This window comes from Streptomyces sp. LUP47B (assembly GCF_001746295.1).
GTDB lineage: Bacteria > Actinomycetota > Actinomycetes > Streptomycetales > Streptomycetaceae > Streptomyces.
This window is the reverse complement of the sequence record NZ_MJAH01000025.1, coordinates 41,248-64,439: the sequence shown is the minus strand read 5'-3', so window position 1 is coordinate 64,439 and position 23,192 is coordinate 41,248. Positions and strand designations below refer to the sequence as shown.

Sequence of the window (23,192 nt, the reverse complement as noted above, 5' to 3'; positions counted from 1 at the left end):
ATGACGTGCGGGATCAGCCTGTTCGTGAAGCGGGGGACGATCCGGCATTGCCCGCAGTGCAAGCACGTCTTGTCGCGGCATCAGGTGCGTCGGGACGGCTCGTTCATGGACTGAGTGGGGCTTCGGGGCCCGCGTTTCCGCAGGTCGCACCCGAACCAGCCGGTAACTTAGGGCTTAGGGCCCTCGGCCGGCCGGTACAGCCGAATAGTCCGCAGCTCGGGCTCAAGGATGCTCAAAGCCTTCTCCTTCGGACTCGGCTCCACCGAATCACTGAGCACGAAGGCCTCCCTGGAGACACCGGAAGCCTGAAGGGACGCACGTACCGCCGTCTCCCACGCCCTCGCCACGGCTTCCCCGAGCACCGACGGCCCGCAAGACCGGGCCGGCTCCCACCGCGGCCTGTCCAGGACCGCCCGCTCCGTCTCCGTCAGCCCGTACCCCTCAGCTATCGCCAGGAGGACGGGGCAGTCGTTGGCGTGCTCGGTCACCCAGTCCTGGCAGATGCCCTCCTGCCCGCACCCCTCACACACGTACGGGTTCCCGGCCCAGTCGCGGCCTTCGGCATCCCAGTCCACGCCGCGCGGCTTGTGCAGGGCGAGGAGCTTCCGGTCGGCAGCGCACCGGCGCAGTGCGACGTTCGGCCCGTTCACGGCGATATGCCAGGCGTCCGCCGTGTAGGCATCCGTGACAATGTCAGTCCCGCGCTGCTCCCCATGGCGAACCTCAAGAACGCCCGGCTCATCGGTCCGGCAGGGATGCAGACTCCACGGGCCGTCCGTTGCCGCCCGGGCAACCACCTCCTGAGCCGTGATCTGCTCCACGATCCATCCGTACAGGTCAGGCATGCCCTGCTCCCTCTCTGCGCCTCACGCGCGCGAATCCGGCGTGGACCGGTCCGGGCTTCGATCTGCTGGTCAGCCGGGGATGATCTCGACGTCTTGTTCGCCTGGTGGTTCGAGTCCGTAGGCTTCGGCGAGGGCGAGGATGGTGGCGCAGTTGCCGCGTCCTTCGGGGACGCCGTCCCAGTCGTGGCAGGTCTCGCAGCCGAATCCGGCGGAGTGGGGGCCGTAGGCCGGGTTGATGACGCGCGTTGTGTAGGGGTGTGCGGCGAGGATCTTCCGGTCGGCGGTGCAGCGGCGCAGGATGTCGGTGGCGTTGTTGGTGGCGACCGGGTGTGTGCAGTCGGGTTGGCAGTGGCCCCAGTCGGGGCACGTCCCGAGACCTACCAGTGGGGCGGCCGTGTCTTCTCGCTGCTTGATCTCGCTTTCGATCCATTCGTGGAGGCCGGGTGTCACGTCCCATTCGGCGATCGTGACTGGTTGGGGTGTTGTCGTGCGGTTGTTGAGTTTCAGCTTGCGGTGAGGGCGGTTCACGGCTGGCCTCCCGGGATAGGGGTCGGCCCCACCTGCCCGGACGGGGGGTTGCCGGGTGGTGGGGCCGTGGGCCTGGGCGTTGGGGCGGGGGGACTGCCTTGTTCCCGGGCTGTGGTGTTGATGCTGCCGTAGATTCGGCGGTTTGTCTGAGGTGGCTTCCTCTTCCCCCGCGTGGGGGTCATGTCCAGGGTGGGGTGCCGTTGTTGGCCCAGGTGGTGAGGGCGTGGCCGTCGACGAGCCGGATGGGTGCGGGAAGCATCGTGTTGGTGGCGATGGCGGATGCGGTGAAGCCGGCGGTGGTGACGATGATGGCGGCGTCGCAGTGGTGGATGTCGCGGTAGACGCCGTTGGTGATCTGGATGGTTTCGGAGCTGACGTTGTGGCCGGGTTGGTGGTGTTTGCACTGGATGAGGATGCGGCGGCCGCGGACTTGGATGAGTACGTCGGCGCCGCGGTCGTTGGCTTGGCCGACTTGCTGGGCGTAGGTGACGTTGCGGTCTTCGCGGGCGAGGGCGGTGATGGCGTGTTCGAACTGGGTGGGGTTCATGGCGAGGAAGGCGTCGAGGGTGCGGTGTCCGGGGGCGGGCATGCGGGTGCGGTAGGTGTTGATGATGTGGATGAGGGTGGTGGCCCAGCCGAGGGGGCGGGCGAGTCGTCGGGGGCGTACGACGGCGATGACGGCGGCTACAGCTATGAGGGCGGTGACGGCGCCGGTGTAAAGGGGCCAGGTCCTGGCGACGGCGATGACGGAGAGGATGACGGCGATCCACCAGCCGCCGAGGCGGGGTAAGCGCCGGGTGCGGCGGCGTGTGCGGGTGTTGCGGGTGCGGCGGGTCGGGGTGTGGGTGGCGGCCATGGCGGGCTCCTGGGGTTAGCGGGGAAGTTCGGGGGTGTTCTTGGTGACGGCGATGACGCCGCGGGTCTGGGTGTTCTGGTGGGTGGAGCGCTGGTCGACGTAGCCGGTGTAGTACTGGTTGATCTGGGGCGGGGCGGCCTGGACGACGTCCTTGGCGCTTTTCATGAAGCTCTTGAAGGCGAGAGCGGCGACGGCGAGGGCGGCGGGGACGGCTACGGCGCAGCCGCAGATCCACTGGATGACCGTGGAGTTGGCGACGCTGGAGGCCCAGAGGACGGCGCAGGTTGCTCCTCCGAGGGATGCGACGAGGACGCTGCTGGAGAGGATCGTGGTGTTGAGGTCGACGGCGCGCTGGCTCATGGCGGGTCGTCGTGCGCCGGGCTGGTTGGTGATGGCTGGTGTGGTGCCGATGCGGGGCCCGTCCTGCCAGGAGGGGATGTCGGGGTCGTTGATGCGAATGGCGGTGGGCTGTTCGTAGACGGCGTCGACGGCTGCGGCGATCTGGGCGGCGCGGTGGAGGGTGTCGGGGGTGTGGGGCCCGGCCGGGGTGGCGGCGGGGCGGTGGCCGGGCTGGGTGGTCACGGGCGGGTGCTCCTTCGGGGCGGGGTTAGTTGGTGATCTGGTAGGTGCCGCGGGATCCGGCAGGCTGGACGTGGCCGGCTTCGCGGAGTTCGGTCATGGCGTTGTTGACGCTGCCGGGGGCGACGTCGTCGAGGCGGTGGCGGACGTCTTTGAGGGGCCAGGGCTGGCCGTCGGCGAGGAGGTCGAGGATGCGGTCCTTGATGGAGCCGGCGGACGGCTGGTCGTCTTCGTCGTCGTCGGCGAGGAACGCGGCCTGCTTGCCCACGACGCCCTGGTGCGCGTCCACGGCCTCCTGGATTCCCTCTTCGCCTTCTCCGGCCAGGAGTGCCTCGGCGAAGGCCAGCCACCGCTGGTAGGAGATCCCGAAGACGACGACCTCCTGCTCGGTCAGCCACGGGATGGGGCTGGATTCCATGAGGTTGATGAGGTGCGGGTAGGTCTTGTTCTCCTTGCGGGCGAACCAGGTGCGGTTAGTGAAGAGGCTGCCGCCGTTGATGATGTTGGCCATGCCCGCGGTGATCGGGCCGTGCTTGGCTTCCTTGCCTTCGAACGCGGCGTCGATGGCGTTGTTGCCGCCGGTTCCGAAGTAGCGGGGGATGGGGGCGATTTCGACGCCGGGGGGCAGGACGCCGTCGCGGGCCATGTGCTGGGTGGTGGAGGAGTTGGTGCGGCCGAGCCAGACGGTGCCGTTCTTGGCGTTGGCGCGGATGCGGTCCTTGTCGCCGAGGTCGGCGAGGTGGATGGACTGGGCGGCGAAGCGGATGCCGAGGCCGAGCTTGCGGCCGGTGGACTGGGTGTCTCCGACGAGGCCGGTGACCCACTTGCGGAAGGGGCGGGGTACGACGGCGTCGGCGGACAGGATGCGGTTCAGTTCGTCGAGGGTGACGTTGACGAGCGGCCAGGGGTTGCCGATCTCGAAGGAGCCCCAGCCGTTCTCGGCGCTGATCTTCTCCCGGTATTTGCCGAGGTCGTTGGCGGCGGCGAGGGTCGCGGCGGTGGCGGCGATGCCCTTGCCGAAGTGGAAGACGCGCCCGTCGACCTCGGGAAGGGACATGCCGTCCTGGGCGTCGGCGACGATGGAGACGATGCCGGAGAGGCGTTCGGCGGCGATGACGTGGAGCAGGGTGACGGACTTTCCGGCTCCGGGGGCGCCGACGTACAGGTCGGTGATGGCGCCCATCTGCGGGTCGTAGAGGGGGACGCGGCCGGTGCGGGCGTCGGGCTGCTGACCGAGTGCGATGGTGCCGTCGGGGGCCATGGTGAGGTCTTCGCGGGTGGCTTCGCGGACGTTCAGCAGGGGGTGCTCCTTGTAGAGGGAGATGAGGCCGTCGCCGAGGCTGTCGGTTTCGACCATGACGAGGCTGGTGTCCTTGTAGCCGAAGCCTCGGGCGATGAGTTTCTGGTTGAGCTGGATGAGCTGGTCTTCGGGGGCTTCGACGCGCAGGGCGATGCGGTTGGGCTCTGCGCGGTAGCTGGTGAGGAGCATGCCGGGGGCGCCGCCGCCGGGGGTGGCGATCTTCTGGTTCCAGATCTGGTGGACGGGGTCGTTGTTCTGGATGGCCTGGGTGGCGTGTTCGGTGGGGCGTGCGGTGAGGAGTTTGCGGCCGGGTCCGGAGCCGTCGATGGGGTGGAGGGTGACGGTGCCTTCGGGCATGTCGAAGGCGGCGGCCAGGGTGGTGGGGTTGGGGGTGGGGACGGGCTTGCCCTGCTGGGCGACGACGATGGCGTCGAAGTCGGGCAGGGGGCGGCCCTGGTTGTCGCAGTACTGGCGGACGCCTGTGAGTTGGGTGTCGCGGCCGGCGTCGGAGGCCGTCCACTGCATGGCCCGGTACTCGGCGAAGTTCGCGGGTTGTGCGGGGGCTGCGGCCTCGAGCTCGGGCGTCTCCGGGTCGGGGGTGGGGACGAGGGCGAGGAGGTTCGCGGCGTGGGTGAGGGGCGTGGTGAGGCCCATCAGGGCGGCCCAGGCGGCGCCGTCGGCGTACTCCCACCACGGGGTGCCGGGCATGAGGAGGTTGGTGAGGTAGATGCCGGCGCCGGTGAGGACCGGGAGGGCTTTCTGGCAGGTCTTGAGGAAGCCTGCGTGGGGCTGGCCGAGGGGGGTCTGGCCCCACTTGTCGAAGAGGCGCCAGAGGGTTCCGGCGGCGAGGCCTGCGGCGCCGAGGTGGGCGGGCCACCAGTCGGGGTTGTGGGGGGCGATGGTGATACCGAGGGCGGCAGCACCGTAGGTGAGGCGCTCCAGGCGGGCGCGGCGGCGGATGGAGCGGGCGGGAACGAGGCGGGGGCCGTCGGCGGCGGGGGCGGGTGTCGTCTGGGTGACGGCCACGATGGTTCCTCCTTCAGCAGGGTTGGGGTGGGTTAGCGGACGCGGTTGAAGCCGGGCTTGGGCTGGGCGTAGGGGGAGGCCTGCACGGCTTCGTAGATGCCGCCGTACTCGGCCTGGTGGGCGTCGCGGACACCGTTGGCGTCGGCTTCCATACCGTCGGCGGCGTTCGCCACTTCACCGGAGGCCTCGGCGACGCGGTCGAAGGCGGCAGCAACCTCGAAGGCCTGCGCCTGGAAGTGGGCGTCGGCACCAGCCTGGGCGAGGTGCCCGGCGAGGCGCCGGGCGCGCTGCGCGTCCTGGTGCATGCGCGCCTTGAGGAGGTGCAGTTGCTCTTTGAGGATGGCGGCCGCGGCGGCGAGGGCCATGATCCTTAGGGCGAGGGTGACGAAGTTGAGGATGCCGAAGATGGCGCCGGACCAGGTGGGCCGCTCCGCCTCCCCACCCGCGGGGACGGGTGCACTGCCGCCGGCTTCGGCTGCGGTCTGTACGGAGGTCGGTTCGATGGCGGTTCCGTCGCTCATGGCTGTCTCCTTCAGCTCTGGTTGTGGATAGGCGCGGAGGGGGTGGCCAGGCCGGCGTCGGCGGTGGCCTGGGTGATGGGCCGGTAGGCGTCGTTGAGGTCGTTGTCCGCGGCCTCCGCCAGTTCGGCGGCCTCAAGGGAGGAAATCTGCATTTCGTCGGACATGCGGGCCAGGAGGTCCATGGACTCGGACATGCGGGCCATCGCGGCGGAGAACAGGGCGCCGACGACGTTGTGGTCGGTGGCGAGTTCTTCGGCGAACAGGGCGAGGACGCCTTGGAGTTTGCGTCCGCGGGCGGCGAGCTTGGATGCCTGGTCGTGGGTTTTGAAGCCGTCGTCCTTGAAGTCGCCGTATTCGTCGAGGGCGTCGTCGAGGGTGATCTCTGTTTCGTGCTGGGCGTCCATGTGGCGGGCTTGGGCGATGACTTGCTGGCCGGTGCGGGCGGCCTGGTGGCGGGCTTTGACGAGGCGCGGGTCTTGGCGTGCGGGTGTGGGGGGCATGGGGCGGGCCTCCTTGGGGCGGGTGGTGCCGGGCCGCGGGAACGCGGTGGTGGGGGCCGCGTCGAGGGCGGCCGGCCCGGTCGCGGGGAGCGCGGGGGCGCCGGTGGTCAGGCCGTCGGGCTCCCACCGCTTGGCGCGGCTGCCGGGGACGTGGTCGCTGGTGACGGTGTAGGTGGTGGGCGCGGTGTGGGCGGCGCTCTCGAAGGGGCTGCGCCGCGTACGGCCACCACCGGGCGGGGGCGTGCTGGTGGTGCCGGGACCTGGCGTGCTTCCGGGGAAGCGCCATCCGCCGGCGCCTGGGGTGCGGCGGCCCTTGCGCTTGCTGGCGCGCTTGCCCCAGCGAATCCGGCTGGTCCTCTTCTTCGGCGGCTTGGTGCCTGCGGTGCCCGGCTTGCCCGCTCCGGGCTTCGTGCCCTTTGGGGAGCTGGCCTTGTCCGCGGTGTCCTTGCCTGCGGCCTTGGGGGTTTTCGGCGTCTTGGCCTTGCTGAGGATGGGGGTGAGCGTCTTGCGGCGCTTCTTCAGGCGGCGCGCGGCTTCCTTCCGGACCGCGTTGCCCAGCGACCCGGGGGCGGCCTTCTTCTCTTCCTTCTTGGCCCTCTTGTCCTCCGTGCGTGCGGTGCGCGCCTTGGCGCGGGCTTCCCGGCGGGCGTCCTTGGCGGCTTCCTTGCGGGTGCGGTCGGCGGCGTGGTCCTTGGCCTGGTCCTTCAGGCGTGCGGCCTGCCGGTCTGCTTTCCGCTTGAGGCGGGCGGCCTGGCGTTTGTCGGTGCGGTCCTGGCGTCGGCGGCCGCGCTCCATCGCCGGGCTGGTCGACGAACTGCTGGGGGATTTGCCGCGACCGGGCGCCGTCTTGCCCGATGTGTTTTTGCGCTGGCTGGTGTTGGTGGGGGTCTTCTTGCTGCCGGGTGTGGTCGGCGTCTTCGAGGGCGTCTTGCCGCGGCCACCAGACGCGTGCCCGGACGATCCGCGGCCACTCGAGGAGCTGTTGCCGGACCCGGAGCGGCCGGACGGCTTCCGCCCTGACGATCCGCCACTGCCGCTCCCGCCGCTCTTGCCCGAGCCACCGGAACGCCCGGAACTGCCGGATCCTCCGGAGCGTCCTCCCCCGCCCAGCGTCTTCCGCCCGAACTCCGAACTCGAGGGCACCTTGGAGGCTGCCTTGGCGCGCTGCTCGGCCGCCTTGTCGCCGATGGCCTGCATGGCCGCCTGGTGCTTGGCGCGGGCCTCCCGCAGCGGGGCACTCTCCGCGGCCCGGGCCTGACGGTTCTCCCACCAGGTCGACAGGACGGTGTGGGTGCCGCGCAGGGCGGCCACCGCGACGGCCAGGCAGGCGGCCAGGGACAGTGCGCCGATGCGGGGGCCGACGAGGTCGGGTGCGGGTTCGCCGCGGAAGGTGTCCGGGACGGTGCCGGGGGCGGGGGGCGCCGTGTAGGGGACGAGGGGGGCGGTGAGGCCGGGGTCGGGGAGCGCGTTCAGGGCGTCGAGGGGGCTGCGGCGGCCGCTGTTGGTGACGGTGACGGCGTCCCAGTCGGGGGCCGTGGTCGTGCTCGCGCCGGCCGTGTCCGGGGTGCCGGCCGGGCCGGTGGTGGGGGTGAGGGTGAACCCGATCCGGGGGAACGGGAAGACGTTGCTGCCGGTGGTCTGGTCGTCGTTGCTGCTCATTCCTCCTCCTTTCGGGGTTGACAGGCTGTAGTCGGATCGGGGACCCTCGCGCACGCGCGTTGCGCACGCGCGTTGGGGCCGTCATCACCTCGTTTTCGGGGGGTGATGATGATGACGATGGTCACTGGATGTGACGTTGGTAGAAGTCATTGAGGACGGAGGCGAGCCGGTTCGCGACCGATGGGTCGCCGTTCTCCAACGCGTCCTTGGCGAGCTTGCGGCACACGCTGGTCCAGAACGTGATGAGGTGCATCGGCCCTTGTTCGGCCGCCTTGGCTTGGGCGGTGTTGTAGTGGGCGGCCTGGTTCGCGAGGCGCGTCTGGGCGGCCTTCTGCTGCGCGTTCACCCGGTCTCCCCGATGTTCGGGAAGAGGTCGGCGATGCTGCTCGTGGGCTGGTGGGCGGGCGGGGCCGGGTAGGCGTAGGACGGGGTGGCCGTGTGGTACTGCGGGGCCTGCGCCAGCGGCGTGACCTGCGGATTCGTCGCTCCGATGCCGTGGAAGGTGTTCACGCTGGTGTTCAGGGAGCCCGCGATCTGCTCCTGCACACCGGACGCCGCGATCCCGAGACGCTGACGCCGGTTCTCCTTGGCCGCGATGGCCTTCAGGCGCCTGTCGGGCAGCTCGAGGATGTCGTGGACGTAGGCGGTGTTGATGGCCTCGCACTGCGCGGCGGCCTGTTCCAGCAGGTGAGCGAGCTTGCCGAACTTCTTCGCCATCTTCCGGGCCCGCCGGCCCGCGGCGCCGGGGCGGTCGCCGTCGAGGCTGATCTGGGTGAGGCGGGCCTGGACGATGCGCTGCATCTGCCGGATCTGCTGCCCGTCGTTCATGAACGTGTCGCGCTGCTCGGCGGTGAAGTCGCGCATCCCGTTCTTCTCGAACAGAGCGTTGATGTCCATGGGTTCTGTCTCTCTCCTGGTCTGGTTGGTTCGGGGATCAGTTGTTGCCGGTGACTTTGGTGTGGATGTCCTTGTAGAGGGCGCGGATGTCGTCGGTCTTCAGCCCGTATCCGGCCTTCCGCCAGGCCTGCTCGAAGGCGTTCTGGGAGGGGGCGGATCCGGTGCCGCGGAGGTCGAAGTAGAGGTCGAAGGCGAGCCTGCGACGGTCGCCATCGCCTGCCTCGGGCCTCTTGCTCGCCTGCGCCTCGCCGGGGGTCGCCTCGGGCGCGCCCGTGGTGGGCCCTGGGGTGCGCCCTGGTGCGCCCTCGCTGGTCAGACCGCTTATGTCGTCGGGCGCAGCGTCCGGTGCGCCCTGCGGGCCTACAGCGGGGCGCAGGGAGCGCAGGGTGTAGTCCTCGGTCCGGTTCGGGAGGTTCTTGAAGGCGCCCATGCGGTCGATGCGGGTGGTGATCCGCATCTCCGTGCCGAGTTCGTCGAGGGTGTCGTTGAGTCCGTGGAAGGAGGCGTCGCCGGCGCGCATGAGGGCCTTCTCGTAGCGGCGGGTGCCGAACGTGCCGATGGCCCACCAGGGCTTGCCGAGGGTGGCGAGGGTGACGAGGCGGTCTTGGGCGTTGCGGCGGCTGATGGCCTGGGCGTCGGCGCCGCGGGATCCGATGCCGAGCTTGCTCTCGAGGCGCTTGAGGCGGTCGCGCCACCAGCGGGCCAGGATGCTGTCGGACTTGATCTCGATCTTCTTGAGCTTCGTCTCGAGACCGAGGAGCTTGTGAAGGCCGTAGGCGAGCATCACGGGGCCGACGATGCGGACGGCTGCGGTGCCGATGTCCTCGTGCTGGAAGCGGACGACCTCGACGGCGCCGATGGCCTGCGCGAAGACGAGGAGGTATGCGGCGCGCGCGGTGCCCTTGTCCTCGAAGGCCCAGGAGTACACGGTGAGGCCGAGGACGATGCCCTCGAGGGCGAGGCCGACGGTGAGGGTCCAGGGGGCGACCATGTGGAGTCGAGCCTGGGCGAAGACGATCGAGGTGTTGGCGGAGAGCCCGAAGCCGAGGAGGGCGACGAGGCCCATGCCGAGGAGGCCGATGAGGGTGCGCTGCTTGGCCTTGTCGCGGGGCTTGCGGTTGGTGTCGGGGCGGGTGCGGCGGCCAAGGATTTGGCCGATGGCGAGGGTGGTGAGGGCGAGGAGGGCGGCCCATGCCTGCCAGGGCATCTGCTCGGCCGCGTTCTGCACTGTGGAGAGCATGGGCGGGTCCTTCCTGGGATCGGGTGGGGGTGACTGGCGGGTGGTCAGGCGGCGGGCTTGATGTCGGTGGCCTGGGGGGTCTTTTTGGGGTGGGCGATCGTCCAGGCGGCCTGGACGTCGATCTCGGCGAAGACGAACTCGGCTTCGAAGTCGGCGGCGGTCCAGGTGCTGGAGTCGTTGCCGTGGGCGGTGGCGAATTCCGGGCCGGTGGTGGGGGTCTTGGTGGTCTTGGGGGGTGCGTAGGCGATCCAGAGAGACCAGGCGATGAGTGGGGAGAGGAGGGCGATGAGGATGAGGAACAGCACGGCGGGTCCTTCCGGTGGTTGGTGGGTGCTGGGCTGGCTCGGGCCCGCCCCACTGGGGGGGGTGGTGGGGCGGACTCGAGCCGGGCCAGAGGCCCGGGGTGGGTGGTTAGTCGTTGGGGTGGGTGTGCTGCTTCCAGCCGCCGTCGGGGTAGCAGCCGGGCCGGGCGCCGTTGCTGGCGGAACGCTCGGCGCGCGCGATCGTGGCGTATGCGGTAGCGGCGGCGAAGTGCTGCTCGGCGATGCGGGAGTCGATGCCGATGTGCTTTTCGCCCTGCTCGGCGTGTTCCACGGCCTTGGCGTAGGCCTCGGCGCCGGTGATGGTGGCGAGTCCGGTGGTGGCGGTCATGAGGGGTCCTCTCGGGTTAGTTGCCGGTGATGGCGGCGCTGGTTTCGGATGCGGTTTGGGCGAGGTCGGGGTCGGTGTGCCAGTGGGCGGTGTTCTGGCCTTCGCGGCGGGCCTGCTTCTGCTGGTCCAGCGGGAGGGTGTGGAGGGCGGGGTTGGTGTCGGCGTCGGCGAGGCGGGCGATGATCTGTCCGATGAGGGCGACGATGTTGAGGCTGTCGGCGCCGCCGGCGAGGACGGCGATGAGGGTTTGGGTGCGGTCGACGGTGTGCCGGTTGAGGGCGATGTGGCGGAGGCCGGAGAGGATCTGGTCGACGCCCACGTCGTGGACGGCGGCCAGGTCCTCGAACAGGCCCTCCAGCTCCCCGCCCAGCGGCGGGACCGCGTTGCCGGCGGTGTGGACCGGGTTGGTGCTGGTCATGCCTGGCCGCCTTCGGACTTCAGGAACGCCTGGAACTCGGCGGCCAGGTCTTCCACGGCGTCGTCGGTGATGTCGTTCTGCGACAGGCGCGGCCAGGGGTCGACGTCGTCCTCGTCGCGCTGAAGCGGGGCCGCGGCGGGCTCGGGGTCCCCGTAGGCCATGCGGTGCTGGGCGATCGTCAGCGTGCCGTCGATGAGCTGCTCGACATCCTCGGCGGACAGCCACACGTCGCCGACGAGCTGGGCGTTGGGGAGGCGGACGCTGATGAGAAGTGCGCGGTCGCCGTTGTCCGGGGACAGGTTGACGAGCTGGTGGTAGAGCTCCAGCGCGGCCTGCTCCGGCGAGTTGGGGGTGTCCGGGGTCTCGGGGGTCGGCTCGCTCATCGGGCACCGCCTCGGATGATGACGAAGAAGCTGTCCGTGGCGAGGTCCATGACGACCTCGGCGGGCTCGCCGGCCATGCGGCGGTCGGCGGCGAACTCCTCGGCGGGCCAGGAGCCGCGGGGGCCGCCAGCGGGGAAGCGTTCGAGGACCGTACGGTCCGGCATCACCGCGGCCATCAGCGGGACACCGCCCCACGAATGCGGTACGCCCAGGAGCGGACGGTGCAGCCGATGTATGCGGCCGGGCCCTCCCGGAACGCAGCCCAGGCCAGCGTCCGGTTCTCGGCCCGCTCCCGCTTCCGCGCGGCTACGCGGTGGGCGGCGGCCAGTCGGTAGTAGGAGTCGCGTACGGCCGCCATGTCGGCGATGTCGGTGGCCGGCTCCGAGCCGAGAAAGCCGACGATGGAGTGCCGAACGGACAGGCTGCGGGCCGCGTCCTCAGCGCGACGCATCGCCGCGTAGTGGTAACGAGAGGTACGGGCCGGGGTCGGGGTGGTGGTAGCCATCAGACGATCTCCACGTTCACGCCGCCCGCGACGATCCCGGCGGGCTGAGAGACGGTGGTGCGGGTGACGGTGCCGCGAACGTTCAGCCGGTTCCCGCGGTACAGGGCCGGGGTCACCATGCGGACGATGTCCGCGTTCAGCAGGACGTGCGCGCTGTTGCCGTCGGCGGTCGTGATGACGGCCATCGCGCGGCCGCCGGACAGGCGGACCACCGCGGCGATCGTGCCGGTGGCGGTGACGAGGGTGCCGGCGGTGACCTCGTTGAGGGGGACGCTGAACCCGAGGTGCAGGTCCCAGTCGTAGTAGTCCACCGCAAGCCGGCCCGGCATCGGGATGACGTCCTGGTGGACGAAGTCGCCGAGGTGCGGTGCCCTGGAAAGGGTTGCTGTGCGATCCTTCTTCACGGGATCAACCTCCTGTTGTGGCAGGTAGGGCGGTTCCAAGTCCCTTGCGGTGCTCCAACACCGCTCCGGACACGCGACCCCGGTCCGGCGAAAGCTGGCCCGGGGTCGTGCTGTATGTCCAGTAGACCACTGATATAGACTTGGGTCAACATCATGGGGCAAGATGGAGATGTGCCGAAGAAGACCGAGGAAGGGAGGGCGCCAGAGATGGTGACGCTCGCCGAGATCGCCAGACGCGTTGATCTCAGCAAGCAGCGAGTCCAGCAGCTCGCCCACAACGACCCGGACTTCCCCGTCCCCAAGGGGGAGTGGAAGAAGGTCGGCCGCTACTACCAGCTCCCTTGGGAGCCGGTGGAGGCGTACTTCGAGGCCCGGAAGCCGCAGCACGGCGTCCACTTCGCCAAGCGCGACGAACGGCGCAAGGCGGAAGGGGGCGACGACTCGTGACGTCACGGCAGTCTCTCCAAGGGACGTGGATCAGTGCTGACTCCATGCCAGCACCGGTCGCACCCACTGGAGTTGAGGCTGCTGTTGGCAATCAGGCCGACACGGATTTGCCAACAGACAAACGCGGCGAACAGGGCTCCCGGCCCTGCCGGTACGAGCGGAGAGGAGGAAGACTCACGGCATGACGACCTTCCCGGAACTCCTCCGTGAGTGGCGGTTGGCTGCCCACATGTCCCTCGCGGACCTGGCGCAGCGTGTCCGCTATGACCGCACGTCGCTGCACAACTTCGAGACCGGCCGCCGGCCGACACCTTTGTGCGTGGCGGAGGCTGCGGACGAGGCGACCGGTGCGAACGGTGCGCTGGTTGAGCAGTGGCAGCGGGAGGACCAGGAGCGGCGGGAGGCCGCGGCCGTGCACCGCACCCGCGCGGCAGCCTTGGCCATGTCGCGAGATCTGACCGCCCTGGCGGATCTGGACATCACGGAGCTTCAGGAAGGCGTGTCGGCCACGGCCGTCGACTACCTGGCGTCTCCCCCGGGGCCGATGATGGACCGGGCGCACGCCCTGCGCGGTGAAGCCTTCGAACGCCTACGGTCGGGGCACCACCGCACGCAGGACCGTTCCGACCTGTACCTCACGGCGGGACGCCTGTCCGGGGTTCTGTCGTACGCGCTGCTCGACATGGGTGACGCGGACGAAGCGATCGAGCACGCCACTGCGGCGGGCCGGTGCGCGGAACTCGCCGGGGATGCGGAGCTGGCGGCGTGGGTGGCCGGCACGAAGTCGCTGATTGCCCGGTTCCAGGGCGATTACGGGCGGGCGTTGGAGTACGTGCGGGACGGCTACCAGTGGGTGGGCCACGGGCAGGGAACCGGGGAAGCCCGGTTGCGCTGTGGTGAGGCCCAGTGTCTGGCCAATCTCGGGGACTCGAGGGCGGCGAACGCCGCGCTGGATGCTGCCGAGTCTGCTCGGGAGCGGATCCGCCGGCCGGACTCCCTGGAGGGTCTGTTCGGGTTCTCGAGGGCGAAGCAGTCCTACTACGCCGGATCGTCTTTGATCTGGCTGGAGGGCGGGCACGACGCGGAACGCGCGCAGAGCGAGGCCCTCGAGGCGATCGCGCTGTGGCAGTCCGGTCCGGTGGCGGAGCGGTCGCTGGATGATGAGCGGCTGGCGCACATCTATCTGGCTACGGCTCGGGTGCAGCTTGACGACGTCGAGGGTGCGGCCGATGCCCTGGCGCCGGTCTTGTCGTTGCCTGTGGAGGACCAGATTTCGTGGATTGTGAAGCGGATGGATCGGGTGGCGGGGATGCTCTCCGCGCCTCGGTACGCCGGTAACCAGACTGCGGCGGAGACCGTCGCATCGATCAGCGCCCTCGCGGCGTGAGAGGAGAGTGACGGGGATGCGTTCACCGCCCTGAACAGCAGAAACGGCCGATCGGTGGGTAAGACCGTCGACCGTTCCCACGCCGGCGCACTGCGAATGCGTACCGGCTGTACAGAGACCCCACCTTGAGGAAGAAGGATCCGTACGTGCCGAGCGTAGCGACAACTTCGAGAACATCGAAGTTCGAGGGTGCTGGTGATCGCCAGTGACCCCGAAAGAACCCGCCTTCGTCACCTTCACCACAGGGGCTCAGCTCCTGATCGATGAGGGCCTGGTGGAGAGCATCACCCCAGACGGCCTCCGGTACATCGCCCGCAAGGCCAAAGACTGGCCGTTCGGGGATGAACCCGACAGGCACCCCTACGTCATGGTCGGCAACGCCCGAACCATGGAACGGGGTGTCTTCCTGGCGTACTTCAAGGCAGGCCCGCCACGTGGTGGCCGAGGCCCGAACAAGCACTAACGGTCGCGCTCCGACCGCCGTGATCGCAGCCACGGCACCCGGAAACGCAAGACGGCCCAGCAGAGAGAGTTCGCAGCTCACTCAGGTGCCAGGCCGTCCAAGCAGCACCAGCGGATTTGCAGCCGCTGGATTCAGAAGCTCCACCACGTCAAAGAGCGAGGCTTCATGCCCATGCTAGCGGCACTTCGCACGGTGCCAAGTAGTCACCCACGTGACCACTCCCACGGCGGTGCGCGGTGAGGAAGCGCTCCGGGCGGCCGCCGAAATACGCCGCCGTTCCCAACGAGACCGTCGACAACGCAGTCCAGCTGGACTTCATGGCGCTCGCGCTGCTGACCATCCTGCTCCGTCACCGTGACGGGTGGGACATCACCCTGGCCGAGATCGGCGCCAAATACGGGTACGGCCGCGACGCCATGGCCAACGCCATGGGGCTGCTCCAGGCGGCCCGGTACGTGGTGAAGATCCGCCTGATGGCGTCCGAGAACAACCAGTGGTCAACGGAGGTCTGCGTGTACGACACGCCGGCCACAGACGCAGAGATTCAGGCCCTGCTGGCTGAAGCGGCCAAAGAGCCCGGCGTACGTGTCGTGCAGGTCATCGAACCCACCAAGACTGCTGTGGCGAACGCGGCCAAGCGGCGGGCCAAGTTGCAGCCGAAGGGCCGCCAGCGGACGCCCAGCGTCGCCGTTCCCCGAGTGCCGGAAAACCCGCACTCGGGCGCGACCTGCGGAAACGACACAGAACAGCAGGTGGGCCCCGAGTGTAGGGATTCCCGACAGTCGGGTGACCCCGCACTCTTTAAGAAGACTGTGGGAGAGAAGACTGAAGAAGACGAAAAACCTGTTCCTGACGGCCGCAGGCCTTCTGCAGGTAGTAGGACCTCGAGGTCTGGCGGCTCCGCCGCGTCCGGCAAGACGAAGCCCCCATTCTCCCGAGAGGAACGCCGCCAGTACGACGCCTTCGTAGCGGCCCTGCCCGCTCCGCTGAAGGCTCTGGTGCCGAAGGGCCTCCCGAAGTCTCTGGTGGATGCAGTGCTGGCCGCCACGAACCCCGACAGCCCGGACGGGCGGACGGTGGAGCAGCTGGTCACGTACCGGTTGATGCCGAAGTGGGACCGGTACTACAGCAGCAAGGAGCAGGCCGGCCCGCTCGAGAAGCCCGTCGGCGTGCTGGTGACGATGCTGAAGCACGACGCCGAGTGCCGGGACCCCCGCTGCGATGAACGGACGAACGTAGACAGCGGCATGCCGTGCACGTCATGCGAGATGCGGGCTGTGGACCGGCGTGCGGACCGCGAGCGGGAGAAGGCGGCACCGGAGCCCACGCGCACTGCTGCGGCTGTTCCAGCGGCGCGTAGGGCCCCGGCTGACGGAATCCAGCGCGGCACCTGCGTGGGCCCCGTGTGCGGCGGAGTCCCGATCAAGCTTGTCGGTCCCGCCCTGGACGATGGGCTGTGCAAAGAGTGCCGCGATCAGCAGAGGCCAGTACCAGCAGTGGTGATCAACCAGGAGCCCAAGCGTGTGTCTGCCGTCGCGCGCCAGGGCATCGTGAAGACAGGGGGACGACGTGGCTGAAGCAAAAGAAGCGATCACGGAACAGGCGGGCGCCACCGAGGAAGCCGGTGCGGAAGCCTCAGACCTCATCGGTGACATCTGCGAAGGCCTGGTGGACACCTTGGAGACCGTGGCGCAGGGGGGCGGCGACACGTTGACCGGGCTCGGTACAGGTTTCGAGGAACTCGACTACCTGACGCGGGGCCTGGAGCCCGGCTCTCTGACCGTGGTGGCCTCCAGGCCGGCCGTGGGCCGGACCACCTTCCTGTCGGACATCTGCCGCCACAACGCCATCAAGAACGGCATCCCCACCCTGGTCTTCACGCTGGAGGAGAACCGCCAGTCCTTCACCCGCCGGGTGGTGGCCGCAGAGTCTCGCATCGCCATTCACCACATGCGCGCCGGGACCATGACCGAGGAGGACTGGGCACGCCTCGTCCGGCGACTGCCCACGGTCGTGGCGGCGCCTCTGTCCATCAGGGACATCCCCCGCGCCGACATGCGGCGTATCCAACTGGAGACGGCCGAGATGGTGGAGAAACGGGACGTCCGCCTGGTGGCCATCGACGGCATTCAGGACGTTCGCCCCGAGAAGCGCAGCGACCTGCGAGAGCGTGAGGTGGGAGACGTGGTGCGTGATCTGAAGACGATGGCGCGTGAGCTGAACATTCCCGTCGTCGCCACATCCCATCTGAACCGGAGCCCCGAGCAGCGAGCGGACAAGCGGCCACGCCTGGACGATCTGCGGGAATCCGGGGCCATCACCTTCGCTTCCGACACGCTGATCCTGCTGCACCGTGACGACGCGTACGAGAGGGACACCCCGCGCGTCGGCGAGGCCGACCTGTTCGTGGCCAAGCATCGCCACGGTCCTGCCGCCAACATCGTCGTGGCGTACCAGGGACACTACGGACGGTTTGTCGACATGGCGCAGTATCCCTGACGCGCGCGGCGCCCCCGGATCCGGTCTGGGGGCGCCGGCGTCAGTCGGCTTCAGTCCAGGGCGGGTCGTGTGGGGTGCAGGTCGTCCCGCAGTTCCAGCAGTCGAAGTCATCCACCCAGTACTTCTGCGACCACCAGGACATGATGGGCTGGCCCCAGACCACGCAGTCCTCGCCGCACCAGCCGCACGAGAAGACGAAGTTCACCCGGCATCCCCCTCCGAAGCCCACCGCTACTGTGCCCCGCGCGCGGGCCCACCGGAAGACGGCCCGGTTGTCGGTGCCGGCTGGAAGACTGCCTTCATGCCCCGCGCCAAGAACACCGTGCAGCCCTACCCGCCCGGCACCAAGTGGACGTTCTCCAATCGTGAGAGCCGATACACCCAGACCGTCGAACTCGTTCTGCTCGCCGAGCCGAGCGGTGCCGGCATCGCGGACGACTACTCGCCAGACGAGATCAGCGCCGCTGATCTGTGGCGGCTGTGGGCTGACGGGAACGCGAACAGCGACCACCGGAAGTGGCCGGACCTTTTTCGGCCGGGCGAAGTTCAGATCTACTGGACCGTCACCTTGCCCGAGATCACCGGCATCTACGAGTGGGCTCCTCACACGCTGACCACCCCACCAGACCCCCAGCTGGTGAAGCTGTTCGGGGACGTGCCGCCGGAGAACTTCCTGACGCACTTCACGCACCCGGTGAACGAGGAGACTGGGGAGCGGCTGAACTGGCTGCGGCTACCCGTGGTGGACCGTGGGTGGAATGCCACGGTGGCGAACAGTGGCGGCTTTATCCAGGAGGCCACCGGGTGGAAGCCGTCCGCGTTGCAGCCCACGATGGATGTCGTGCAGATCGGGGCGGCCGCCGGCCTGTACGTTCCCGACATCCACTGACGTCCCGGAGGGGCTGATGAGCGAGCAGCGTCTGGCGGAGACCGGCGAGTTGTGCACCTGCGGCCGGCCCGCCATCGCCGTGTACTCCAGCACCGAGTTCGGGGACGTCGGCCACTGCGGCGTCGAAGGCAGCGCGCAGTATCCCGTTCTCCCGTGCCCCTGGTGCGGATCGACCGTGGCCCACAAGACGTCCTGGGGCGACCCGGACCGCTGCCCCCACTACAGGCTGCGGCCACCAGCAAGCCCGTAGCGCCGCCCTGCTGGAGGACCCCCGGTCGCTATCCGACCGGGGGTTGCTTCGCGTCAGGCGTCACAGATGCACCCGCACCACGGCACGAGTGGATAGCCTCCCAGCATGCCCGACAACCTTGACCACAAGCCGACCGTCTGGACCGCGCGCAAGCTTCGGGAAGCCATCGCCCACCTCCCCGAAGACGCACCCATCCACATCGGCATCGCCGACTCCCCTGGCGACTTCGACGGCTACCACGACTACGTCCTGGTCGACGCCGAGCACGTCATCAGCCACTGGCCGGCCACTTCTACATCACCGGAACGCTCGGAGACAGAAAAGGGCATCCACTTGTTCGGCGACTATCCGGAGGGCCGGTATGCGCGGGCCGAGTAGTCCGCACCAGTTCCTCACGGCTTGAAGTCGGGATCCTCGCTCGCGGGCGGCAACACCGTGTGGCCCTCTGACCAGTGGTTAGACCACCCGCAAACGCCGCAGGAATACCGGCCGTTCACCCCGGAAGTCTGCGTGCCGCACTCCCGGCAGTCCGTCGTGGTGATCTCCTGGCCGGCGAGGAACGCGGCTGCGGCAGCAGCAGTCTGCACCGGGCTCTGATCCGGCAGTCTGGACGCGGCGGGCTTCACGGGGCGGGTCACGACGGCGACCCTACCCGCGGACCGGGTGTCGAACCCGAGATCGGACCGCACTGAGGACACGACCACGACCCATCCGGGCCCTGCTGAGCCTGGCCGCCACAGTTGGGACAGTTCACCGGCATCCACCGCCCTGGTTGTCGACTGCCGTCCAGGGTGCACCGGTGTGGGGCCGGTTGGTAGGGGGCGGGGTGTGGCAAGGGCCCGGTCGGGAGTGGATTCCGGCCGGGCCCTTCGTCACGTCTGGGTCAACGCGTGGGCGTAGGTGGGGGTTACGGGGTGCGGGAATGCCGTCACGCCATTGCTATGCCATGAACTATGGGTTACGGTGGAACCACCACACCGCACCACAACCCCTGGGGGCACCCATGACCACCAACCTCACCCCCGGCACCACCATCCGCATCACCCGCACCACCCCCCAGGGCACCACCAAGTTCATCAAGACCGGCACCGTCGGCACCACCATCCACCCCGACTACATCGAATTCACCGAAAACCTCACCTCCCCCCACCCTGGCCTCCGCGCCTACGTCACCACCGACCACGCCGTCACTCGCTACATGAAGGGATGGACCCAGCACACCGAAATCCTCCCCGCCTAACCCCCCGCCCCCGCCCCGACTGGGCGGGGGCAACGTCATGCCCGCACCTGCGAGAGCCTGAACCACGCCCTCAACCGCCCCTGGAGGCGACGCCCGTGACCAACCCGCAGCCCACAGGCCGGCCGTTCCGCGAGGAGCCCACCGAGGTTCTCCAGACCGCCCTCAGCCTCGCCAACACCCACGCCGCTCAGGCCGCCCGCTTCCGTCCGGCGCAGCCCGGTGACGAACTGCCCGCCGTCGCCCACCTCTTCCGCACCGAGCTCCAGCACCGAGGGGAACTGCGACCATGACCCACAACCAGACTCCGCAGGCCGCCGACGAGCAGCTGTCGCAGGTCGGCTGGTGGTGCTGGCGCGGCGACAACCACGGCCACCTCGCCACCGAACCGTGCCGCAGCGACAACGTGCCCATCCACGTGCCCGCCGAGTGGGCGGACGAGATGCGGGCCGTGATCCAGCGGATCGAGGACGGCGACGACGAGGAGACCCCGACCGCCGCGCCGCCCACCGGACAGACGCACGGCCTCACCGTCCAGCAGGCCGACGCCCTCTGGGACGCCGTAGCCATCCCCGGCCCCCACACCCCGACATTCCCGGGGCAACACGACCGCGTGTGCCGCGCCGTCGCGGGAATCCTCGCCGAACTGCCGGCTGCTGCCGCGTCGCCCACCGGACAGCCCGCCGAGGTACGCCTAGAGCTCGCCCGGGTGCTCCACGAACTGCACCTGCGCAACGACTTCGATGCCACGGAAGACGTGGACGCGGTGCTGGCCGTGCTGCCGCCGCCCATCGACCGGCCCGACATCCTGCGCGAGGTCGCCGACATCTGCGACGAAGCCGGCGCCGTCTACACCGCCAAGAACCTCAACGGGCACGCCGACGCGGCCTTCCGGCTCATGGAGCGCTTCCAGCGGAAGGCGAACGAGGCCGAGTACGTGGCCACCCCGTGCAGCGTCGGGGGCTGCGAGCCGGGCGGTGAGCCGTGCACCACGCACGAGCGGCTGATGGCCCACGCAGAAGGCGACCACGAACTATGCGCGCCGGACTGCGGCATCTCGCCCGCCAAGGAGGCCTGACCGTGCCCAAGACCACCGCATGGCCGTTCGGCACCGACGCCAACCAGGACGACCCGCTCACCGCACTGCGCATCCCCGTCGTCTCCAGCTTCAACCCGGAGTGGAAGTACATCGCCGCATGGATCGACGTCGACACCGGCCCCTACAGCTGGGGCAGCCAGGAGCGACCCACCGACACCGAAGCCGCCATGCTCGCCTCGTACATCGACGAGTACATCCACTACTTCCTCGGCGACCGGGAACGCCAGCGCATGCTGAAGCGCCCCCTCGACGTCGAAGGGCGCGTCGTCACCCGCGTGTTCGTGAAGTACGGGCCCGACGACTGGGGCTACCGAGTCGTCACCTGGCAGTACGGGCCTCTGTTCGTGCCCACCGGGCCCAAGGTGCGCGGCGGCGAGCACGAGTACGCCAAGCACCCCGGGCCGCTGTCCCTGGAGCAGGTAATGGACCTCGACCACGGCATCTACCCGAAGCGCTGGCTGGACTGGAAGACCGCGCACCCGGACGTCTTCCCGGCCGCTACCGGCCAGGATGCCTGATGGCTAGCGGCCGGACCGGCACGCAGCAGCTCGCCCTGGACATCCCCACACAGGCCACCACCCCGGAGCCGCCGGCCCTGTACTGGGAGAACCGCGGCCCCCGCGACTGGCAGCCCGTGCACGTCGTCGTCCGCTACGGGCCCGTCGCTGGCCACCGCACACTCGACCTCCCCCACGTCACCACGGGCAAGTTGGGCCCCCGCAACGTCTGTATTCAGCGCGCCGACGGGACGGCGGACGTCATGCCCGTCCGCAACCTCCGCAGGAGGAGGCCAACGTGACGGAGCGGCGCACCAGCTGCCGGTTCTGCCCCCGGCGCCTGACCAGCGAGGAGTCCCAGCTGCGGGGGTTCGGCGAGAAGTGCGGTCGGGACCGCGGCCTGATCCCGCCGAAGCAGCGCCGCCGCGCCCGCGCCATGCCCCGGCTCAAGCCCGCACCCGTGCCACCCGCCCCCGACACCATCCCCGGCCAAACCGCCCTCGAGCTCTTCTACTTCGCCCCGACCCTGGAAAGCCTCTAACGAAAGGAGACCCAATCCCGTGAAAGTCCGCTCCGACATCGCCCACCTCCTCCACAACGGACACTCGAACACCCACATAGCCCAACAACTCGACATCCACCGCCGCCACGTCGCCGCCGCCCGAAAAGCCCTCCACATCCCAAACACGGGAGTCGGCGGCAGGAAACCCGCAGCAAGCCCCGAAGACATGTTCTGGCAGCGCGTCACCCTCGCCCCCGACGGCCATGCCCTCTGGAAGGGACACCGCAACAGCAATGGCTGCCCCGTCTTCCGCTACCAAAAGCGAGCCTGGTCCGCCTACCGCATCGCTTTCCTCATCCGGCACGGCAGAGACCCCGAAGGGCGCGTGAGAGCCGGCTGCGGCCGAGACGAATGCGTCGCCCCGGACCATGTCGAAGACCGGCGGATACGCGAACGCGTCGAATCCATATACGACTCGATCTTCGGGAGGTAGCAGTGACCGACCAGCCGCCGACCTGCTCCCAGCACCTCGTGACCGACCAGCCCGCTCGGATGCCGGAGGAGCACCTGGCGCACTGGCACGACGAACTCGCCCGCGTCCTCAAAGCCAGCCCCACCCTGACCTGGCCCAACCTGATCGATTGGGCCGAAGAAGCCGAACACTTCGCGCTCAAGGCCTGCACCAAGTCCGGACGTGCCCGCCTGGCCCACCTGGAGCAACAGACCGAGGCGGCCGAGGCCGAAGTCAAGCGACTGACCCGCGAGCTTGAGCAGGCCCGCGCCGCTAAACTCGCCGAGGCCGAACCGCGCCTGGCCGCAATGCAGAAGCTCGCCGCCGCCTGGCAGAAGGAAGCCGAACGCGCCCGCAAGGACACCGCGGTCCCCGCCGACATGGCAGACGTTGCGGAGATGCGGATCTGGGACGCCCTCGAACGCCCCCTCACGATGGAGGAGGTCGCCGAGCACATCAAGATCCTGCGCGGTGTCCGGAACCTCGCCGTGCACGCCATCGAGATCGCCTCCGGCACCTTCACCGAAGCCAAGAAGCGCGTCCTGGACGCCGCCGAGGCCGGACCCCCCAGCGACACGGCTATTCCCGGGGAGTGGGAGAACGGCTGGGATGCCGCCATGGAGACCGTACGCAACGCCCTCGAGAACAAGGAGCCCACCACGTGACCGCGAAGCTCGTTCAGGCCTGGACCGACATCGACCCGAAGGACGCCAAGGAGATCGACCTCACCCGCGACCTCCACATCAGCGCCCCCCTCAACGAGATGGGCGAGCGCTGTCCCTGGCCGTGGGAGCCGCAGCAGCTGGTCGGCGCCCCGATCGGCCAGTTCCACTGCTCGTACTGCGGTGCCATGGTCATGGCCGGCATGCCCCACATCGACTACGCGCCCGACGAGCGCGTCCTCACCCCGGAGAACCTGACCAGCATCTTCGAGTGGTGCGAGCCGTCCAAGATGCGCACCGGCACCGTCAACGGCCGCCTCGAGACGATCGGCCTGACCGTCATCGTCGGCGATAAGCGGATCCCGGCCCTGTTCGGCGACACCATCCGCGAAGACGCTGGCCAGTTCACCGTCATCCCCGCCACGAAGGAAGACTGA

The 23,192-nt window shown here is 69.2% G+C and carries 36 protein-coding genes; 17 read left to right on the top strand and 19 right to left on the bottom strand.

Translation table 11 applies throughout. The annotated features are described in order from the left end of the window. Positions 1-167: 167 nt before the first annotated feature. The 17 genes from BFN33_RS45155 to BFN33_RS45075 form a co-directional block, all read right to left on the bottom strand. Positions 168-845: a DUF6221 family protein gene (locus tag BFN33_RS45155; protein WP_069766046.1), complete on the bottom strand. Its 678-nt coding sequence runs from the start codon at positions 843-845 to the stop codon at positions 168-170. 69 nt (positions 846-914) lie between these two features. Further along, positions 915-1,373, bottom strand: coding sequence for a hypothetical protein (locus BFN33_RS45150; protein ID WP_069766045.1), 459 nt, complete (start codon positions 1,371-1,373; stop codon positions 915-917). A gap of 178 nt (positions 1,374-1,551) precedes the next feature. Continuing rightward, positions 1,552-2,229, bottom strand: a complete 678-nt coding sequence (locus tag BFN33_RS45145; protein WP_069766044.1) for a restriction endonuclease — start codon at positions 2,227-2,229, stop codon at positions 1,552-1,554. 15 nt (positions 2,230-2,244) lie between these two features. Continuing rightward, the gene (locus BFN33_RS45140; protein WP_069766043.1) at positions 2,245-2,811 is read right to left on the bottom strand and encodes a hypothetical protein; all 567 of its coding nucleotides are present in this window, start codon (positions 2,809-2,811) and stop codon (positions 2,245-2,247) included. Between the two features lie 25 nt (positions 2,812-2,836). Further along, complete coding sequence (locus tag BFN33_RS55000) at positions 2,837-5,134, bottom strand: hypothetical protein (RefSeq protein ID WP_069766042.1); 2,298 nt, start codon at positions 5,132-5,134, stop codon at positions 2,837-2,839. 32 nt (positions 5,135-5,166) lie between these two features. After that, the gene (locus BFN33_RS45130) at positions 5,167-5,655 is read right to left on the bottom strand and encodes a conjugal transfer protein TraB (protein WP_256123046.1); all 489 of its coding nucleotides are present in this window, start codon (positions 5,653-5,655) and stop codon (positions 5,167-5,169) included. Positions 5,656-5,666: 11 nt separating this feature from the next. Then, entirely contained in the window at positions 5,667-7,814 is a 2,148-nt protein-coding gene (locus tag BFN33_RS45125) for a hypothetical protein (RefSeq protein WP_069766041.1), read from the bottom strand. A gap of 121 nt (positions 7,815-7,935) precedes the next feature. Next, a complete protein-coding gene (locus BFN33_RS45120) occupies positions 7,936-8,160 on the bottom strand; it encodes a hypothetical protein (RefSeq protein WP_069766040.1) in 225 nt (74 codons plus the stop codon). Next, the gene (locus BFN33_RS45115; RefSeq protein ID WP_069766039.1) at positions 8,157-8,711 is read right to left on the bottom strand and encodes a hypothetical protein; all 555 of its coding nucleotides are present in this window, start codon (positions 8,709-8,711) and stop codon (positions 8,157-8,159) included. Before BFN33_RS45115 ends, BFN33_RS45120 begins: the two co-directional genes overlap by 4 nt. 37 nt (positions 8,712-8,748) lie before the next feature. Continuing rightward, positions 8,749-9,951 carry a hypothetical protein gene (locus BFN33_RS45110; protein ID WP_069766038.1) on the bottom strand — a complete coding sequence of 401 codons (1,203 nt, stop codon included), beginning with the start codon at positions 9,949-9,951 and terminating at the stop codon, positions 8,749-8,751. A gap of 44 nt (positions 9,952-9,995) precedes the next feature. Next, complete coding sequence (locus tag BFN33_RS45105) at positions 9,996-10,256, bottom strand: hypothetical protein (RefSeq protein WP_069766037.1); 261 nt, start codon at positions 10,254-10,256, stop codon at positions 9,996-9,998. A gap of 106 nt (positions 10,257-10,362) precedes the next feature. Beyond that, complete coding sequence (locus BFN33_RS45100; RefSeq protein WP_069766036.1) at positions 10,363-10,602, bottom strand: hypothetical protein; 240 nt, start codon at positions 10,600-10,602, stop codon at positions 10,363-10,365. Positions 10,603-10,618: 16 nt separating this feature from the next. After that, positions 10,619-11,020, bottom strand: coding sequence for a hypothetical protein (locus BFN33_RS45095; protein ID WP_069766035.1), 402 nt, complete (start codon positions 11,018-11,020; stop codon positions 10,619-10,621). Beyond that, a complete protein-coding gene (locus tag BFN33_RS45090) occupies positions 11,017-11,403 on the bottom strand; it encodes a hypothetical protein (RefSeq protein WP_069766034.1) in 387 nt (128 codons plus the stop codon). Before BFN33_RS45090 ends, BFN33_RS45095 begins: the two co-directional genes overlap by 4 nt. After that, positions 11,400-11,579 (bottom strand): hypothetical protein, encoded by a 180-nt coding sequence (locus BFN33_RS45085; protein WP_069744747.1) that lies wholly within the window; start codon positions 11,577-11,579, stop codon positions 11,400-11,402. Before BFN33_RS45085 ends, BFN33_RS45090 begins: the two co-directional genes overlap by 4 nt. Then, on the bottom strand, positions 11,579-11,908 hold the full coding sequence (locus tag BFN33_RS45080) for a hypothetical protein (RefSeq protein ID WP_069744748.1): 330 nt from the start codon (positions 11,906-11,908) through the stop codon (positions 11,579-11,581). Before BFN33_RS45080 ends, BFN33_RS45085 begins: the two co-directional genes overlap by 1 nt. Further along, positions 11,908-12,312 carry a hypothetical protein gene (locus tag BFN33_RS45075; protein ID WP_069766033.1) on the bottom strand — a complete coding sequence of 135 codons (405 nt, stop codon included), beginning with the start codon at positions 12,310-12,312 and terminating at the stop codon, positions 11,908-11,910. Before BFN33_RS45075 ends, BFN33_RS45080 begins: the two co-directional genes overlap by 1 nt. A gap of 171 nt (positions 12,313-12,483) precedes the next feature. Here BFN33_RS45075 and BFN33_RS45070 point away from each other — a divergent pair, with 171 nt between their 5' ends. The 5 genes from BFN33_RS45070 to BFN33_RS45050 all read left to right on the top strand — a co-directional run bounded on the left by BFN33_RS45070 (position 12,484) and on the right by BFN33_RS45050 (position 17,108). After that, positions 12,484-12,759, top strand: coding sequence for a MarR family transcriptional regulator (locus BFN33_RS45070; RefSeq protein WP_141758071.1), 276 nt, complete (start codon positions 12,484-12,486; stop codon positions 12,757-12,759). Between the two features lie 181 nt (positions 12,760-12,940). Further along, on the top strand, positions 12,941-14,146 hold the full coding sequence (locus tag BFN33_RS45065; RefSeq protein ID WP_069766031.1) for a helix-turn-helix transcriptional regulator: 1,206 nt from the start codon (positions 12,941-12,943) through the stop codon (positions 14,144-14,146). Between the two features lie 205 nt (positions 14,147-14,351). Then, entirely contained in the window at positions 14,352-14,609 is a 258-nt protein-coding gene (locus BFN33_RS45060; protein WP_069766030.1) for a hypothetical protein, read from the top strand. Positions 14,610-14,845: 236 nt separating this feature from the next. Further along, positions 14,846-16,186: a hypothetical protein gene (locus tag BFN33_RS45055; protein WP_069766029.1), complete on the top strand. Its 1,341-nt coding sequence runs from the start codon at positions 14,846-14,848 to the stop codon at positions 16,184-16,186. Beyond that, positions 16,179-17,108 carry a DnaB-like helicase C-terminal domain-containing protein gene (locus tag BFN33_RS45050; RefSeq protein ID WP_069766028.1) on the top strand — a complete coding sequence of 310 codons (930 nt, stop codon included), beginning with the start codon at positions 16,179-16,181 and terminating at the stop codon, positions 17,106-17,108. Before BFN33_RS45055 ends, BFN33_RS45050 begins: the two co-directional genes overlap by 8 nt. Positions 17,109-17,148: 40 nt before the next feature. Here BFN33_RS45050 and BFN33_RS53535 read toward each other — a convergent pair whose 3' ends face one another. Then, positions 17,149-17,313 carry a hypothetical protein gene (locus BFN33_RS53535; RefSeq protein ID WP_176742634.1) on the bottom strand — a complete coding sequence of 55 codons (165 nt, stop codon included), beginning with the start codon at positions 17,311-17,313 and terminating at the stop codon, positions 17,149-17,151. Positions 17,314-17,409: 96 nt separating this feature from the next. Between BFN33_RS53535 and BFN33_RS54995 the strand changes: the two genes are divergently transcribed. The 3 genes from BFN33_RS54995 (at position 17,410) to BFN33_RS45035 (ending at position 18,625) form a co-directional block, all read left to right on the top strand. Beyond that, complete coding sequence (locus tag BFN33_RS54995) at positions 17,410-17,997, top strand: hypothetical protein (RefSeq protein WP_069766027.1); 588 nt, start codon at positions 17,410-17,412, stop codon at positions 17,995-17,997. A gap of 16 nt (positions 17,998-18,013) precedes the next feature. Beyond that, the gene (locus BFN33_RS45040) at positions 18,014-18,247 is read left to right on the top strand and encodes a hypothetical protein (protein ID WP_069744763.1); all 234 of its coding nucleotides are present in this window, start codon (positions 18,014-18,016) and stop codon (positions 18,245-18,247) included. 105 nt (positions 18,248-18,352) lie between these two features. Then, positions 18,353-18,625: a DUF6225 family protein gene (locus BFN33_RS45035; protein ID WP_069766026.1), complete on the top strand. Its 273-nt coding sequence runs from the start codon at positions 18,353-18,355 to the stop codon at positions 18,623-18,625. Between the two features lie 14 nt (positions 18,626-18,639). Here BFN33_RS45035 and BFN33_RS53745 read toward each other — a convergent pair whose 3' ends face one another. Further along, complete coding sequence (locus tag BFN33_RS53745) at positions 18,640-18,885, bottom strand: hypothetical protein (RefSeq protein WP_256096056.1); 246 nt, start codon at positions 18,883-18,885, stop codon at positions 18,640-18,642. A 365-nt stretch (positions 18,886-19,250) separates the two neighbouring features. Between BFN33_RS53745 and BFN33_RS45025 the strand changes: the two genes are divergently transcribed. The 9 genes from BFN33_RS45025 (at position 19,251) to BFN33_RS44985 (ending at position 23,192) form a co-directional block, all read left to right on the top strand. After that, complete coding sequence (locus BFN33_RS45025) at positions 19,251-19,487, top strand: hypothetical protein (protein WP_069766025.1); 237 nt, start codon at positions 19,251-19,253, stop codon at positions 19,485-19,487. A 95-nt stretch (positions 19,488-19,582) separates the two neighbouring features. After that, a complete protein-coding gene (locus tag BFN33_RS45020; protein WP_069766024.1) occupies positions 19,583-19,777 on the top strand; it encodes a hypothetical protein in 195 nt (64 codons plus the stop codon). Next, positions 19,774-20,562, top strand: a complete 789-nt coding sequence (locus BFN33_RS45015) for a hypothetical protein (protein WP_069766023.1) — start codon at positions 19,774-19,776, stop codon at positions 20,560-20,562. Before BFN33_RS45020 ends, BFN33_RS45015 begins: the two co-directional genes overlap by 4 nt. A gap of 2 nt (positions 20,563-20,564) precedes the next feature. Beyond that, positions 20,565-21,101 carry a hypothetical protein gene (locus tag BFN33_RS45010; protein ID WP_069766022.1) on the top strand — a complete coding sequence of 179 codons (537 nt, stop codon included), beginning with the start codon at positions 20,565-20,567 and terminating at the stop codon, positions 21,099-21,101. After that, entirely contained in the window at positions 21,101-21,382 is a 282-nt protein-coding gene (locus BFN33_RS45005; protein ID WP_069766021.1) for a hypothetical protein, read from the top strand. The genes BFN33_RS45010 and BFN33_RS45005 overlap by 1 nt, the downstream gene beginning before the upstream one ends. Beyond that, positions 21,379-21,621 carry a DUF6011 domain-containing protein gene (locus BFN33_RS45000; protein ID WP_069766020.1) on the top strand — a complete coding sequence of 81 codons (243 nt, stop codon included), beginning with the start codon at positions 21,379-21,381 and terminating at the stop codon, positions 21,619-21,621. Before BFN33_RS45005 ends, BFN33_RS45000 begins: the two co-directional genes overlap by 4 nt. A 19-nt stretch (positions 21,622-21,640) precedes the next feature. Continuing rightward, a complete protein-coding gene (locus BFN33_RS52885; protein WP_141758070.1) occupies positions 21,641-22,075 on the top strand; it encodes a hypothetical protein in 435 nt (144 codons plus the stop codon). Between the two features lie 2 nt (positions 22,076-22,077). Next, positions 22,078-22,758: a hypothetical protein gene (locus tag BFN33_RS44990; protein WP_069766018.1), complete on the top strand. Its 681-nt coding sequence runs from the start codon at positions 22,078-22,080 to the stop codon at positions 22,756-22,758. Then, positions 22,755-23,192: a hypothetical protein gene (locus BFN33_RS44985; protein ID WP_069766017.1), complete on the top strand. Its 438-nt coding sequence runs from the start codon at positions 22,755-22,757 to the stop codon at positions 23,190-23,192. The genes BFN33_RS44990 and BFN33_RS44985 overlap by 4 nt, the downstream gene beginning before the upstream one ends.